This is a genomic window from Piezobacter thermophilus, from assembly GCF_055386745.1.
The window spans coordinates 2,595,589-2,608,967 of record NZ_AP042380.1 but is presented as its reverse complement, the minus strand read 5'-3'; the positions used below and the strand labels follow the sequence as shown (position 1 = coordinate 2,608,967).

General features: G+C 66.9%; 14 protein-coding genes. 7 read left to right on the top strand and 7 right to left on the bottom strand.

Annotated elements, in window-relative coordinates; genetic code table 11:
- Nucleotides 1–76: 76 nt before the first annotated feature.
- The 3 genes from ACZ5CM_RS12600 to ACZ5CM_RS12590 all read left to right on the top strand — a co-directional run bounded on the left by ACZ5CM_RS12600 (nt 77) and on the right by ACZ5CM_RS12590 (nt 4,418).
- A complete protein-coding gene (locus tag ACZ5CM_RS12600) occupies nt 77–1,729 on the top strand; it encodes an electron transfer flavoprotein-ubiquinone oxidoreductase (RefSeq protein ID WP_464639122.1) in 1,653 nt (550 codons plus the stop codon).
- Between the two features lie 84 nt (nt 1,730–1,813).
- Nucleotides 1,814–3,559: a tetratricopeptide repeat protein gene (locus tag ACZ5CM_RS12595; protein WP_464639121.1), complete on the top strand. Its 1,746-nt coding sequence runs from the start codon at nt 1,814–1,816 to the stop codon at nt 3,557–3,559.
- The gene (locus ACZ5CM_RS12590) at nt 3,546–4,418 is read left to right on the top strand and encodes a 4-(cytidine 5'-diphospho)-2-C-methyl-D-erythritol kinase (protein ID WP_464639120.1); all 873 of its coding nucleotides are present in this window, start codon (nt 3,546–3,548) and stop codon (nt 4,416–4,418) included. The genes ACZ5CM_RS12595 and ACZ5CM_RS12590 overlap by 14 nt, the downstream gene beginning before the upstream one ends.
- Before the next feature lie 114 nt (nt 4,419–4,532).
- Here the strand turns inward: ACZ5CM_RS12590 and ACZ5CM_RS12585 are convergent, their stop codons facing one another.
- Entirely contained in the window at nt 4,533–5,531 is a 999-nt protein-coding gene (locus ACZ5CM_RS12585; RefSeq protein WP_464639119.1) for a polyprenyl synthetase family protein, read from the bottom strand.
- A 56-nt stretch (nt 5,532–5,587) separates the two neighbouring features.
- Between ACZ5CM_RS12585 and ACZ5CM_RS12580 the strand changes: the two genes are divergently transcribed.
- From ACZ5CM_RS12580 to ACZ5CM_RS12570, 3 genes are all read left to right on the top strand, one after another.
- Nucleotides 5,588–5,803 (top strand): putative signal transducing protein, encoded by a 216-nt coding sequence (locus tag ACZ5CM_RS12580; protein ID WP_464639118.1) that lies wholly within the window; start codon nt 5,588–5,590, stop codon nt 5,801–5,803.
- Nucleotides 5,800–6,579: a tRNA1(Val) (adenine(37)-N6)-methyltransferase gene (locus ACZ5CM_RS12575; protein ID WP_464639117.1), complete on the top strand. Its 780-nt coding sequence runs from the start codon at nt 5,800–5,802 to the stop codon at nt 6,577–6,579. The genes ACZ5CM_RS12580 and ACZ5CM_RS12575 overlap by 4 nt, the downstream gene beginning before the upstream one ends.
- 166 nt (nt 6,580–6,745) lie before the next feature.
- On the top strand, nt 6,746–6,910 hold the full coding sequence (locus tag ACZ5CM_RS12570) for a DUF465 domain-containing protein (protein WP_464639116.1): 165 nt from the start codon (nt 6,746–6,748) through the stop codon (nt 6,908–6,910).
- Here the strand turns inward: ACZ5CM_RS12570 and yddG are convergent.
- The 4 genes from yddG to ACZ5CM_RS12550 form a co-directional block, all read right to left on the bottom strand.
- Nucleotides 6,907–7,782, bottom strand: a complete 876-nt coding sequence (gene yddG, locus ACZ5CM_RS12565; protein WP_464639115.1) for an aromatic amino acid exporter YddG — start codon at nt 7,780–7,782, stop codon at nt 6,907–6,909. The genes ACZ5CM_RS12570 and yddG overlap by 4 nt on opposite strands.
- Nucleotides 7,783–8,037: 255 nt before the next feature.
- Entirely contained in the window at nt 8,038–8,760 is a 723-nt protein-coding gene (phbB, locus tag ACZ5CM_RS12560; protein WP_464639114.1) for an acetoacetyl-CoA reductase, read from the bottom strand.
- A 201-nt stretch (nt 8,761–8,961) separates the two neighbouring features.
- Complete coding sequence (locus ACZ5CM_RS12555; protein ID WP_464639113.1) at nt 8,962–10,137, bottom strand: acetyl-CoA C-acetyltransferase; 1,176 nt, start codon at nt 10,135–10,137, stop codon at nt 8,962–8,964.
- Nucleotides 10,138–10,300: 163 nt separating this feature from the next.
- Nucleotides 10,301–11,155, bottom strand: a complete 855-nt coding sequence (locus ACZ5CM_RS12550) for an EAL domain-containing protein (RefSeq protein ID WP_464639112.1) — start codon at nt 11,153–11,155, stop codon at nt 10,301–10,303.
- A 109-nt stretch (nt 11,156–11,264) separates the two neighbouring features.
- Here ACZ5CM_RS12550 and ACZ5CM_RS12545 point away from each other — a divergent pair, with 109 nt between their 5' ends.
- On the top strand, nt 11,265–11,831 hold the full coding sequence (locus ACZ5CM_RS12545; protein WP_464639111.1) for a DNA-3-methyladenine glycosylase I: 567 nt from the start codon (nt 11,265–11,267) through the stop codon (nt 11,829–11,831).
- On the opposite strand, the gene ACZ5CM_RS12540 is transcribed toward ACZ5CM_RS12545, so the two are convergent.
- Nucleotides 11,776–12,861 carry a sterol desaturase family protein gene (locus ACZ5CM_RS12540; RefSeq protein WP_464639110.1) on the bottom strand — a complete coding sequence of 362 codons (1,086 nt, stop codon included), beginning with the start codon at nt 12,859–12,861 and terminating at the stop codon, nt 11,776–11,778. The genes ACZ5CM_RS12545 and ACZ5CM_RS12540 overlap by 56 nt on opposite strands.
- The gene (locus ACZ5CM_RS12535; protein ID WP_464639109.1) at nt 12,858–13,244 is read right to left on the bottom strand and encodes a hypothetical protein; all 387 of its coding nucleotides are present in this window, start codon (nt 13,242–13,244) and stop codon (nt 12,858–12,860) included. Before ACZ5CM_RS12535 ends, ACZ5CM_RS12540 begins: the two co-directional genes overlap by 4 nt.
- Nucleotides 13,245–13,379: the final 135 nt, after the last annotated feature.

Here is a 13,379-nt window from a genome sequence, read left to right as displayed (position 1 = left end):
AGCAAACGTTATCCAACCGCGAAGCGAAATTGAGCCCCCGCGGGGTCGGGGGACGGTTCAGCGAGGGAGCGCCGCGATGTCCGGGATAGAACGCGAAGCGATGGAATACGACGTGGTGATCGTCGGGGCCGGCCCGGCCGGGCTTTCGGCGGCGATCCGCCTCAAGCAGCTTGATGCCGATCTGAACGTGGTGGTGCTCGAGAAGGGCTCCGAGGTCGGCGCGCACATCCTGTCGGGGGCGGTGCTGGACACCTGCGGGCTCGACCGGCTGATCCCCGACTGGAAGGAGCGCGGCGCGCCGATCACCGTGCCGGTGAGGAAGGACCGCTTCTACATGCTGGGCGAGGCCGGCGCGATGCGCATCCCCAACTGGCCGATGCCGCCGCTGATGTCGAACCACGGCAAGTATATCGTCAGCATGGCCAATGTCTGCCGCTGGATGGCCGAACAGGCCGATGCGCTGGGGGTCGAGATCTTCCCCGGCATGGCCTGTTCCGAGATCGTCTATGGCGAGGGCGGCGAGGTGAAGGGCGTGGTCGCCGGCGAGTTCGGAAAGAACCCCGACGGCACGCCGGGGCCGAACTACGAACCCGGCATGGAGCTGCTGGGCAAGTATGTCTTCATCAGCGAGGGCGTGCGCGGCTCGCTGGCCAAGGAGCTGATTGCCAGATACGACCTGAGCGCCGGCAAGGAGCCGCAGAAATTCGGCATCGGCATGAAGGAGATCTGGGAGATCGACCCGGCAAAGCACCGCGAGGGCACGGTCATCCACACCATGGGCTGGCCGCTGGGTGGCAATGCGGGGGGCGGCTCCTTCATCTATCACCTGGAGAACAACCAGGTCTATGTGGGCTTCGTGGTCCACCTGAACTACGCCAACCCCTGGCTCTACCCCTACATGGAGTTCCAGCGCTTCAAGCATCACCCGATGGTGGCCGAGTTGCTCGAGGGCGGCAAGCGCGTGGCCTATGGCGCGCGGGCGATCTCCGAAGGCGGCTGGCAGTCGATGCCGAAGATGGTGATGCCGGGGGCGGCGCTCTTGGGCTGCGCGGTGGGCATGGTCAACGTGCCGCGCATCAAGGGCAATCACAACGCCATGCTCTCGGGCATTGCCGCGGCCGAGGCCGCGCATGAGGCGATTGCCGCCGGGCGCGCCTCGGACGAGCTGACCGCCTATGAAGAGGCCGTGCGCGAGGGCGAGATCGGCAGGGATCTGAAGCGGGTGCGCAACGTCAAGCCGATGTGGTCGAAATGGGGCATGCTGCCCAGCCTGGCGCTGGGCGGGTTCGACATGTGGACCAACCAGCTGTTCGGCCTGTCGCTGTTCGGCACGCTGGGCCACGGCAAGACCGATGCCGAGGCCACCGAGCCGGCCGACCGGCACAAGCCCATCGACTATCCCAAACCCGACGGCCGGCTCAGCTTCGACCGGCTGACCAATGTCTCCTTCTCCTTCACCAATCACGAGGAGAACCAGCCCTGCCATCTGAAGCTGGCCGATCCCGAGCTGCCGATCCGGGTCAACCTGCCGAAATACGCCGAACCGGCGCAGCGCTACTGCCCGGCTGGCGTCTACGAGGTGATCGAGGAAGAGGGGCAGGCGCCGCGCTTTGTCATAAATTTCCAGAACTGCGTGCATTGCAAGACCTGCGACATCAAGGACCCCAGCCAGAACATCAACTGGACCACGCCCCAGGGCGGGGACGGGCCGAACTATCCCAACATGTAGGTCACAAGGACGGCAATGGCCGGGGCTGCGCGGGGACCGGCCATTGCCTGTCGGGCCGAGAAGACCTAGCTTGTGATTCAGCTCATGACGAAAAGCAGGTTCCTTCCCGTGTCATCGATTTTCCGGCGAGCGGCCCTGGCCGCAACCGCTCTGTCTCTGGTTCTGCCATCCCTGGCCGCTGCCCAAAGCATGTCGGGGGCCTACCTGGCCGGGCGCCAGGCCGTGTTCGAAAGCGATTTCGCCGCTGCCGCCCGCTATTTCGAACAGGTTCTGCAATACGATCCTGACAATCCGCGTTTCCTTGAAAACGAGATCCTGTCGCTGGTGGCGCTGGGGCGGTTCGACAAGGCCCTGGCCGTGGCGCAGCGGATGGAGGGGCTGGGCCTGGACAACCAGATGGCCAACATGGTCATCGCCGCCAGCCTTGCCGCCGAGGACCGCTATGACGATCTTCTCGGGCGGCTGGGCCGGGATTCGGGCGGCATCGGTCCGCTGGTCGATGGCCTGGTGCAGGGATGGGCGATGATGGGAAGCGGCACCGTCTCGGCCGCGATCGCCCGGTTCGAGAAGGTGGCGACGCGAAATGGCGTGCGCGGCTTCGCGCTGTATCACAAGGCGCTGGCGCTGGCCTCGGTCGGCGATTTCGAGGGTGCCGAGGCGGTGTTTTCCGGGAAGAACGGCCGGCAGTCGCTGTTTTCCCGCCGCGCGCTGGTGGCACGGGCCCAGATCCTGTCGCAACTGGATCGGGCGGACGCGGCGCTGAAGATGCTGGAGGATGCACTTGGCGGCGCTGATCCGGCGGTGGCACGGTTGATCGAGCGGCTGAAGTCGGGAGAAAGGCTGCCCTTCGATGTGATCCGTTCGCCGCGCGAGGGCATTGCCGAGGTGTTCTACTCGATAGGTGCCGCATTGCGCGGGGACGCGTCCGACGAATATGCGTTGCTTTACGCGCGTCTGGCGGAATATCTGAACCCCGGCCATGTGGAGGCGATGCTGCTGGCCGCCGATCTGCTGGAAAGCCTCGGCCAGCTCGACCTTGCCGAAGCGGCCTTCAAGCGCGTCCCGCCCGACAGCCCCGAACATTTTGCCGCCGAGTTGGGCCGGGCCGAGGTGCTGCGGCGTGCGGGCAAGCCGGATGCGGCGGTGGAGGTTCTGGAACAACTTGCGCGCGATTACCCGGACCAGCCGCAGGTCTATTCCTCGCTGGGGGATCTTCTGCGGCAGCAGGAAAACTACCGGGAAGCGGTGAAGGCCTATGACAAGGCGCTGAAGCTCACCCCGGAGGGGGCCGACAACCGCTGGTTCCTGTATTATGCACGCGGGATCGGATACGAGCGGCTGGACCGGTGGGAGAAGGCCGAGGCCGATTTCCGCAAGGCGCTGGAGCTCCGCCCGGATCAGCCGCAGGTGCTGAACTATCTGGGCTATTCGATGGTCGAGAAACAGGCCGATCTGGACGAGGCGCTGTCGCTGATCGAGCGCGCCGTCGCCGCCCGGCCCGACAGCGGCTATATCGTGGACAGCCTCGGCTGGGCCCTGTTCCGTCTCGGCCGCTACGAAGAGGCGGTCGGGCACATGGAGCGCGCGGTCGAGCTGATGCCGGTGGACCCGGTGGTCAACGATCACCTGGGCGATGTCTACTGGGCGGTGGGGCGCAAGCGCGAGGCGCGATTCCAGTGGCGCCGGGCGCTGTCCTTCATCCCCGAGGATGGCGGCGATGGCGAGGCCGATCCCGAACGCATCCGCCGCAAGCTGGAGATCGGGCTGGACGCGGTTCTGGCCTCGGAGGGCGCGCCGCCGCTGGTGAAGGTTGCCAATGGCGACAGGTGAGGTCTTCGCGGAGGAACTTGCCCCGGCGAAGGTCAACCTGACCCTGCATGTGACGGGGCGGCGGGGGGACGGATATCACCTTCTCGATTCGCTGGTGGTGTTTGCCGATTTCGGCGACCTGATCCGGGTGCGTGTGGCGCGCGGGGGGGTAACGCTGCGGGTGACCGGACCGACGGCCGGTGCGGTACCGCCGGGCGAGAGCAATCTGGTCATGCGTGCAGCGCGCCTCGCGGGGGCCGAGGGGGTCGAGATCACGCTGGAAAAGCATCTTCCGGCGGCGGCGGGCCTGGGGGGCGGGTCGTCGGATGCCGCCGCCACGTTGCGGGCGCTGCGCCGCATCCATGGTCGGCCTGAGCCCGATCCGGCCGTGCCCGATCCGGCCGTGCCCGATCCGGCCCTGCTGGGTGCGGATGTGCCGGTGTGTTTGCAGGCGGTCAGCGCGCGCATGTCCGGGATCGGCGACGAGGTGGTGCCGGTCACCGGCATTCCGCCGTTGCCCGCGGTGCTGGTCAATCCCGGCGTGGCGTTGCGTACGCCTGATGTTTTCGCTGCGCTGGAGCGGCGCGACCGGGCCCCGATGCCGGAGTTGCCCGCATTTGGCGGCGTTGCCGATTGCGCGGCCTGGCTGGCCGGGCAGCGCAACGATCTCCAGGAGGCGGCCGTGGGGTTGGTTCCGGTGATCGGGCAGGTTCTGGCCGTCTTGCACGGGTCCGGGGCGGCTCTGGCACGGATGAGCGGCTCTGGCGCGACCTGCTTCGGGCTGTTTTCCGACATGGAGGATGCGCGCCTGGCCGCGCGGCGGATTGCGGCGGCCGAGCCGGGATGGTGGGTGCGGGCGGTCACGCTGGCCACGGATTGATACCGTGGACAACCGGAGGCCCGCGGGGCGGGCCACGCCCTTCAGCCGCGCCCTGGCGTGCGCGGCGGTGCCTCCGGCGGGAGTATTTTCGGCAAGAGGAAGAGGAGAACGGGGTCAGTTGAGGCGGGCGACCACGTAGGCGGCAAGGTCGCTCAGCATCTGGCGCAGCTCGCTCTCGGGCAGGGGGGAAAGGGCGCGTCGCGCCTTTTCGGCCCAGGCGTTCGCGTCGTCCCGGGTCGCGTCGAGGGTGCCGTATTTGTGCATGAGCGACAGGGCGTGGTCGAGGTCGTCCGCCTCCTGCCGGCCCTTTTCGATGGTGCGCTGCCAGAAGGCGCGTTCTTCCGCGGTGGCGCGGGCGACGGCCTTGATGACGGGGAGGGTGAGCTTGCGTTCGCGGAAGTCGTCGCCCACGTTCTTGCCGGTGGCGCGGCTGTCGCCCTGGTAGTCCAGCAGGTCGTCGGCGATCTGGAAGGCGATGCCCAGCGCGTCTCCGTAATCGTGGAGCGCCCGGACCTGATCGTCGGGGGCTCCGGCGATCACCCCGCCCACCTGCGTGGCGGCGGCGAACAGTGCGGCGGTCTTGCCGCGCACCACCTTGAGGTAGGTCTCTTCCCCGGTGCGCAGGTCCTGGGCGGCGGTCATCTGCAGCACCTCGCCCTCGGCGATGGTGGCCGAGGCATTGGCGAGGATGTCGAGCACGCGCAGCGAGCCGGTCTCGACCATCAGCTGGAAGCTGCGCGAGAACAGGTAGTCGCCCACCAGAACGCTGGACTTGTTGTCCCAAAGCAGGTTGGCGGTGGGCCGGCCGCGGCGCCGGACGCTTTCGTCCACCACGTCGTCATGCAGCAGCGTGGCGGTATGGATGAATTCCACCGTCGCGGCCAGCCGGATGTGATGGTCGCCTTCGTAGCCGCACAGCCTTGCGGCGGCCAGCGTCAGCATCGGGCGCAGGCGTTTGCCGCCGGCTTCGACCAGGTGGGCGGTGACCTCGGGGATGCGCGGGGCATGTTCGGAGGCCATGCGCTGCCGGATCAGGTCGTTGACGGCGTCCATTTCCGCAGCCAGTGCCGCGGCAAGGCGTTCATGCGGTCCGGTTGCCGTGATCGTGTCCATCAGGCCCCTGCTTCAAGGCTCGACATTGCGGTGGCCTTGCCTTTAGATCCATCCCCATGAAGGAACTCTTGCGCAGCACGGATCCGACCGTCATCGCCTTTGCAACCGCCCTTCTCGAGGGCGAGGATATAGACTGCTTTGCAATGGACGTAAACATGAGTGTCCTCGAAGGTGGGATCGGGCTGTTCCCGCGCCGGCTGATGGTTCACGACGATGATTTCGACGCCGCGCTGGTGGTGATCCGCGACAACGAGATACCCTTGCGGTCGTGACCCGGATCGCGCAGGAGGAACTGACCCGCGATGCCTTTCTGGGCGGGCGGGTGCAGCTGTGGCAGCCGCGGCGCGGCTACCGGGCCGGGGTAGATCCGGTGTTTCTTGCCGCCAGCGTGCCGGCGCGGGCCGGGCAGACGGTTCTCGACCTCGGCTGCGGGGCGGGGGCTGCGGCATTGTGCCTCGGGGCGCGGGTAGGCGGGCTGCGGCTGACCGGGGTGGAGCTGCAGCCGGCCTATGCCGAGCTGGCCCGGCGCAATGCCGAGGAGAACGGGCAGCAGATGGAGGTGATCTGCGCCGACCTGACCGAGCTGCCCGATGAGTTGCGCCGCCGCTCCTTCGATCATGTCATTGCCAACCCGCCCTATTTCCGCGCCGGCGCGCATACCGGTGCACGCGATGCCGGGCGGCGCGTGGCGCTGGGCGGGGCCACGCCGTTGTCGGAGTGGATCGCGGTTGCCGCCCGGCGGCTGGCGCCGCGCGGGTTTTTCCACATGATCCAGCGCGCCGCGAGGCTGCCCGAGATGCTGGCCGGCTGCACCGGGCGGCTGGGGTCGGTCGAGGTTCTTCCCCTCATGGCGCGCCCCGGCCGTGCACCCGAACTGGTCATCCTGCGCGCCCGCAAGGGGGGACGCGCGGATTTTCGCCTGTTGCCGCCGGTCATCCTGCACCGCGGCCGCCAGCACCTGGGCGATCGCGAACATTACACGCCGGAAATCCTTGCCGTGCAAAGGGATGGCGCACCCATGCCCTGGCCGTCCGGGCGCCGGGGGTGAAACCGGTCCCGCCCGTATCCGCGCGCCCCGGAGGGCGTCTGCCCCGGTTGTTTCCGCCCCGCTGCGTACATATCTCGGATTCGCCACAACTTGTGCGTCCTCTCGCGTGACTCGACGCCGGGGATGTGGTCAACTCGAACTGTCATAGTTCAGAAGGAGGATTGCCATGAGCCTGAGCGCGCACCTGGAAGAACTGAAGAAGAAGCACGAGACGCTCGATCACGAGGTCGAGGAACTTCAACGAGCTCCGGGCATCGATACGCTCCAGCTGGCGGCCCTCAAGAAGCAGAAACTGAAGCTCAAGGAAGAGATCGAGAGGCTGTCCTCCTAGGACGACCCCGAACCGGTGCGAGCGGCGCGCGCGGCCAGACCCGCGCCGCCGGCGATCAGAAGGGCGGCGGCGACCAGCGCCCACGAGGGCGCCGCGATGCCCGCGCCCACGAGGATCAGCGTGGACAGCAACGGGGCGGCATAGGACGCGGTGCCCAGAAGCTGGATGTCGCCGTGCTTGACCCCGATATCCCAGACATAGAAGGCCGCCCCCACCGGGCCCAGCCCCAGGCCGATGGCCGCCGCCCAGCCCGGCAGGCCCGGGGGCCAGACGGTTTCCTCGAAAGCGAAATGCAGCCCCCACGAGGCTGCAGCCGTGACCAGGCAGAACACGGTAACCGAACTGGTCGGGATGTGGCCCAGGCGGCGCGACAGCACCGAATAGCCCGACCATGTCAGCGCGCACAGGAAAGCCAGCGCATACCCGGCCAGATAGGCCGCCCGGAACCCGCCGCCGCCCCCCGCGATGACAAGCGCCGCCCCGGCAAAGGCCGCAGAGGCGCCGATGAGGTGGCCGCGGCGCAGCCGCTCGCCCGGCAGCAGGCCGGAAAACAGCACGATCAGCAATGGCCACAGATAGGCGATCAGCCCGGCCTCGGCCGCCGGGGCCAGGCGCAGTGCCGAGAAATACAGCGCGTGATAGCCGAACAGGCCCAGCGCGCCGAAGGCATGGACCCGCAGGGGCACGCGGGCAAGGCCGGCAAGCTGCCCGGTGGCGGCGGTCCAGATCAGCCCCAGCGCGCCGCCGATGCTGAAGGCTATGGCGTTGAGCAGCAGCGGCGGCGTCGGCGCCGTGCCAACGGTCAGCAGGGCCAGCAGCGACCACATGAGAACGGCGGAAAATCCGATGGCGGTGGCGCGGGTTCTGCTCATGCGGCCCCCCTTGAGGGCGGATCGTTGCCTCCAGCCTCGGAGCATGTCGCTCAAAAGCGGGAACCGGTTTTGAGCTTCTCGGACATGCGTAAACAAGGGGGTGGAGCGTATCGGGTGAATGTGAATGAACGCGATATGCTCTAAGCGCATCGGTGGCAACGGGCAAGAGCGATGCGGAATGTCTCCTGCCGCGGCGGCGGAGATGAAACGGGCCGGTCCCGCAGGCCCGGCCCGATAGATTCCGGTAACGGAGGTTCAGACGAAGAACTGGCCACCATTGGCCGACACGGTGGAACCGGTGATGAAGCCCGCCTCGTCGGCGGCAAGGAACACCACGCAGCGGGCGATTTCCTCGGGCTCGCCCAGGCGACCGACGGGGATCTGGGCGATGATTGATTCGCGCACCTTTTCCGGCACCGCCATCACCATGTCGGTGGCGATATAGCCGGGGCAGACCGCGTTGGCGGTGATGTTGTAGCGCGCCCCTTCCTGCGCCAGCGACTTGATGATCCCCAGATCGCCGGCCTTGGTGGCGGCGTAGTTGACCTGCGCGAACTGGCCCTTCTGCCCGTTGATCGAGGAAATCACGATGACCCGACCGAACTTGCGTTCGCGCATCCCCGGCCAGACCGGGTGGATGGTGTTGAAAACGCCGGTCAGGTTGGTGTCGATCACCTCCTGCCACTGCTGCGGGGTCATCTTGTGGAACGGGGCGTCGCGGGTGATGCCGGCATTGGCCACGACCACGTCGATCGGGCCCAGATCGGATTCCACCCGGTCGATGCCGGCCTTGCTGGCCTCGTAATCGGCCACGTTCCACTTGTAGGTCGCAATTCCGGTCTCGTCGGCGAATTTTGCAGCCGCTTCGTCGTTGCCGGCATAGGTTGCGGCGACCTTGTAGCCCTCGGCCTTCAGGGCCCTGGAAATGGCCGCACCTATGCCGCGCGATCCGCCGGTGACGAGTGCAACTCTTGCCATGATGTCCTCCGTTTTGTGTCTTCTGTTGGTAACTCTGTTACGAAACTAATGCTGGATGCGCAATATTATTACCTAAAGAATATGCCGCACCGCGGTATATTTTTTGTCGCAAGGCAGCGAGGGGCTGTCTTTTCCCTGAAAGCAAAGGGGCGCCCGGACAGGGCGCCCCTATCGTCAGATGATGCGGATGCGATCGCGGGTTCAGGGGCGCTCGACGCACATGGCGACGCCCATCCCGCCGCCGATGCAGAGCGTGGCGAGGCCCTTCTTCGCGCCGCGGCGCTTCATCTCGAACAGCAGGGTGTTGAGGATCCGGTTGCCGCTGGCGCCGATCGGGTGGCCGATGGCGATGGCGCCGCCGTTGACGTTGACGATCTCGGGGTCCCAGCCCATGTCCTTGTTCACCGCCAGGGCCTGGGCGGCAAAGGCTTCGTTGGCCTCGACCAGGTCGAGGTCATCAACCGTCCAGCCGGCTTTTTCCAGCGCCTTGCGCGAGGCGGCGACGGGGCCAATGCCCATGATCGAGGGATCCACCCCGGCGGTGGCCCAGGAGACGATCCGGGCCAGCGGTTCGATGCCGCGCTTTTCGGCGTTCTCGGCGCTCATCAGCAGGACGGCGGCGGCGCCGTCGTTGATGCCGCTGGCATTGGCGGCAGTCACGGTGCCGTCGCGGGTGAAGGCCGGGCGCAGCTTCTGCATCGATTCGATACTGGCGCCGTGGCGGATGTATTCGTCCTTGTCCATCACGATGTCGCCCTTGCGGGTGCGGATGGTGAAGGGGATGATCTCGTCGTCGAATTTGCCCGCCTTTTGCGCGGCTTCCGCCTTGTTCTGGCTGGCGACGGCGAATTCGTCCTGCGCCTCGCGGCTGATCTGCCATTTTTCAGCGACGTTCTCGGCGGTCTGGCCCATGTGATAGCCGTTGAAGGCATCCCACAGCCCGTCGCGGATCATGGTGTCGATGAAGTCGAGATCGCCCATCTTGTGGCCGGCCCGCAGCGGCGCGGCGTGTGGGCTCATGGTCATGTTCTCCATGCCGCCGGCGCAGACGATGTCGGCATCCCCCAGCTGGATGTGCTGGGCGCCCAGCGCCACCGAGCGCAGCCCCGAGCCGCAGACCTGGTTGATGCTCCAGGCGGCGGCCTCGATCGGCAGACCGGCGTTCACATGCGCCTGCCGGGCCGGGTTCTGGCCCTGGGCGGCGGTCAGGACCTGGCCCATGATCGTTTCGGAAACCTCGCCCTTGTCGATGCCCGCGCGCTCGACGACGGCCTCGAGAACGGCGCGGCCCAGGTCGTGGGCCGGCGTGTTGGCGAAAGAGCCGCCAAAGCTGCCGACACCGGTGCGTGCGGCGGATGCAATAACTACGTTGGTCATGTGATCAGGGTCCTCTGCCATGATGCGCGCGCAACCCCCCGGCAGCACCGCCCCTGTCGCCGGCGTGCGACCGTTTCGTTTCGCGCTTCATGCAGGCGGAATAGCGGATTGCTGCAGGTGCAGCAACAGTCAGGGTGACACAGGGGGCGGACGGCAGGGCGCATCAGCGGGCTGCGCATCGGGCCGGCGGATTGCCTGAGGCCCAGCCGGGCCGGACGGTGGGCGCGCCGAACAGGTAGCCTTGCAGGCAATCGACGCCGTTGGCGACCAGGAATTCCGCGTCCTTCTCGGACTCGACCGATTCGGCGATGGTCAGCATGTCGAATTCCCGCGCGATCGCGAGCAGTGCCCGGGCGAGCGCCTGGTTGTCGGGGTTGGCATGGATGCCGCGCACGAACTGGCCGTCGATCTTCACCGCGTCGAAGAAGAAGTCGCGGAAATGGCGCAGCGCGATCTGCCCTGCGCCGAAATCGTCGAGCGCGAAGGCAATGCCGCGGCCGTGCAGCCTGTCCATGAAGTCGGTCACCAGTTCCGGCACGGTCATGGCCGAGCTTTCCGATATCTCGAGGATCAGGCGCTGACCCAGCGACGCGTCGCGGCCCAGATGGCGGTCGAGCACGCGCATCCAGCGCCGGTAGCCGATCGAGCGCGCCGACATGTTGATCGACAGCCGCAGATCGGGGTGGCGGGCCAGCATGCGCAGGCCGATGTCCAGGGCGATGCCGTCCAGTTCCCGCCCCAGTTCGGAGTTTTCGACGGCCGACATGAAGTCGCGTGCCGGAATCACCCGTCCCGTTGCGTCCAGCACCCGGATCAGCCCTTCGTGAAAGGCGGTGCCGTGCGGGGGGCGGGCCCGCATGACCGGCTGGAAGGCCAGCATGCAGTTGCGGTGCCGGATCGCGCGCTCCACCATGTTCAGCATGTCGCGGTCGCGCGCTGCGACTGCCGCGTTCAGCGGGCTGTCGCCCCCAGGCGGGATGTCGGCAAGTCGCTGGCGGCGCGTCGCTCGGTCGGCCATGTCTGCACCCGTTCGTTGGTTTTTGCCGGAGAGTCGGGAAAATCCGTTGATTGCGGGTTAAGCTTCGGGTTTGAATCGGATTTCGTTCAATATCGCGGGAACGGGTGCCATGGAGCGCTGCGGCTGGGTCGGGTCCGAGCAGATCTACAGGGATTATCACGACACCGAATGGGGCGTGCCCGAGCGCGACAGCCGCGCGCTTTGGGAGAAGCTTGTACTGGACGGGTTTCAGGCGGGGTTGAGCTGGATCACCATTCTGAAGAAGCGGGAGAATTTTCGCCGCGCCTTTGCCGGGTTCGATCCGGAGGTGATCGCGCGGTGGGGCGAGGAGGAGGTGAGGCGATTGCTGGGTGATGCGGGCATCGTGCGCCATCGCGGCAAGATCGAGGCAACCATCACCAACGCCCGTGCCTGGCTGGAGATCGAGGCGCGCGAGGGGTTCGACCGTTTCCTGTGGCGATATGTCGATGGCCGCCTCTTGGTGAATCATTGGCAATGCCTCGACGAGGTGCCCGTGGCGACGGCTCTTTCGGAACGGATCTCGAAGGATCTTCGGGCGGCGGGGTTCCGGTTCTGCGGGCCGACCATCGTCTATGCCTTCATGCAGGCGGTGGGCATGGTCAACGATCATCTTGTGAGCTGCCCGCGGCATGCGGAGGTGATGCGGCCTGACTGATGGCGGGCGGGGGAGGTGCGAAAGGGGGCTCTGCCCCCTCGGCCTGCGGCCTCACCCCCGGAGTATTTTGGGCAAGAGGAAGGGGGGCGGCGGGGATCAGCCGGTGCCGGATCGGCGGATGTCGGGGGGGGCGTGCCGCGTGGCGCTTGATCTGGTCGGTGGTCAGGCGCGAGCCGTCATGGCTCCAGCCCGGCGGGCCGAAGGCATAGCCGAGGCGTTCGCGCAGGGTCAGGCCGGGGCGGAACAGGTCGCTGAAGAGGGCGAGCCATTCGTGAAACGCCACCCGCAGGGGGTTGAAGGTGCCCAGGTTGCGGATCAGCCCGTAATCGGGGCGTTCGTCGTCGTTTTCGGGGACGAAGGTGCCGAAGAGCCGGTCCCAGACGATGAACACGCCGGCATAATTGGCATCCAGGTAGCGCGGGTTGCGGCCGTGGTGGACGCGGTGGTGCGAGGGGGTGTTGAAGATCGCCTCGAACCAGCGCGGCATCCGGCCGATGGTTTCGGTGTGGATCCAGAACTGGTAGATCAGGTTGAGCCCGCCCACGAACAGCACGATCGCCGGGTGAAAGCCGAGCAGGATCAGCGGCGCGCGGATGATCATCATGAAGGTGAAGGTGCCGGTCCAGCTCTGCCGCAGCGCCGTGGTCAGGTTGTAGTGCTGGCTGGAGTGGTGGTTGACGTGGCTGGCCCAGACCCAGCGGATGCGGTGTCCGAGGCGGTGCACCCAGTAATAGCGCAGATCGTCGAGCACGAAGCACAGCGCGACCACCGGCAGCGAGGCGCCCAGATCCAGCGGCGTGATCCGCCACAGCCACATGAAGAAGCCCCAGGTGACGAAGCCGAACGCGATGCCGGAGGCCACGTTGCCCGCGCCCATGATCAGCGACGTCACCGCGTCGCGGGTCTCGTAGCGGCCGCCCCGCCGTTTCCATGAGATCCAGAGGATTTCGGCCAGGATCGCCGCGATGAAGAGCGGAACGGCCAGCTGAACGACGTCCGGGTATTGGAGCGAAGCGGTCTCCTGCGTCATCGAATGCCCAGTTTCTCAAGCCAGATATCGCGTGATTCGGGGGGGATGTGCAGGCGGACCCTCGGGGCAGAGAAGTCGGAGAAGCGGATGGTCAGCCCGTTCGGATCCTCGGTGACATCGAAGTCGTGCAGGCGCCGGGCCGTGGGGTCGATGCCCATCGACCAGATCAGGCCCCTGCCTTCGCGGGTGAGGATCAGCGCGGCAAGCCCGTCGGGCGTGATCATGACCTCGACGGCTTCGTCATCGGGGAATTCGCGGTGCCATGCCGCCCGCGCGTCCTCGGGTGACATCGGCATGCGCCGTGACAGGCCCATCACGTGCAGCAGCACCGCGATACCCGCGATACCTCCGGCGACCAGAGCGATCAGGACCGATATCGACATGCTGAATGCCCCCTTTTTCATATGTGAAGAATGTGGGTGGCGTCTGTCAAACTTCTTCGTTGGGAAGGCGAGGGCGCGCGGCTGCGATCTTCCCATGCGTGCAGGGGGGGATCGGGGGCGTTCGTGCCGGCGCGC

Bases quoted from the DNA above. Each gene is read 5' to 3' on its own strand.
- ACZ5CM_RS12545 (WP_464639111.1), top strand. From the start codon at position 11,265: ATGGAGCGCTGCGGCTGGGTCGGGTCCGAGCAGATCTACAGGGATTAT.
- ACZ5CM_RS12535 (WP_464639109.1), bottom strand. From the start codon at position 13,244: ATGTCGATATCGGTCCTGATCGCTCTGGTCGCCGGAGGTATCGCGGGT.
- phbB (WP_464639114.1), bottom strand. From the start codon at position 8,760: ATGGCAAGAGTTGCACTCGTCACCGGCGGATCGCGCGGCATAGGTGCG.
- ACZ5CM_RS12600 (WP_464639122.1), top strand. From the start codon at position 77: ATGTCCGGGATAGAACGCGAAGCGATGGAATACGACGTGGTGATCGTC.
- ACZ5CM_RS12555 (WP_464639113.1), bottom strand. From the start codon at position 10,137: ATGACCAACGTAGTTATTGCATCCGCCGCACGCACCGGTGTCGGCAGC.
- ACZ5CM_RS12595 (WP_464639121.1), top strand. From the start codon at position 1,814: ATGACGAAAAGCAGGTTCCTTCCCGTGTCATCGATTTTCCGGCGAGCG.
- ACZ5CM_RS12580 (WP_464639118.1), top strand. From the start codon at position 5,588: ATGAAGGAACTCTTGCGCAGCACGGATCCGACCGTCATCGCCTTTGCA.
- ACZ5CM_RS12590 (WP_464639120.1), top strand. From the start codon at position 3,546: ATGGCGACAGGTGAGGTCTTCGCGGAGGAACTTGCCCCGGCGAAGGTC.
- ACZ5CM_RS12570 (WP_464639116.1), top strand. From the start codon at position 6,746: ATGAGCCTGAGCGCGCACCTGGAAGAACTGAAGAAGAAGCACGAGACG.
- yddG (WP_464639115.1), bottom strand. From the start codon at position 7,782: ATGAGCAGAACCCGCGCCACCGCCATCGGATTTTCCGCCGTTCTCATG.
- ACZ5CM_RS12550 (WP_464639112.1), bottom strand. From the start codon at position 11,155: ATGGCCGACCGAGCGACGCGCCGCCAGCGACTTGCCGACATCCCGCCT.
- ACZ5CM_RS12540 (WP_464639110.1), bottom strand. From the start codon at position 12,861: ATGACGCAGGAGACCGCTTCGCTCCAATACCCGGACGTCGTTCAGCTG.
- ACZ5CM_RS12585 (WP_464639119.1), bottom strand. From the start codon at position 5,531: ATGGACACGATCACGGCAACCGGACCGCATGAACGCCTTGCCGCGGCA.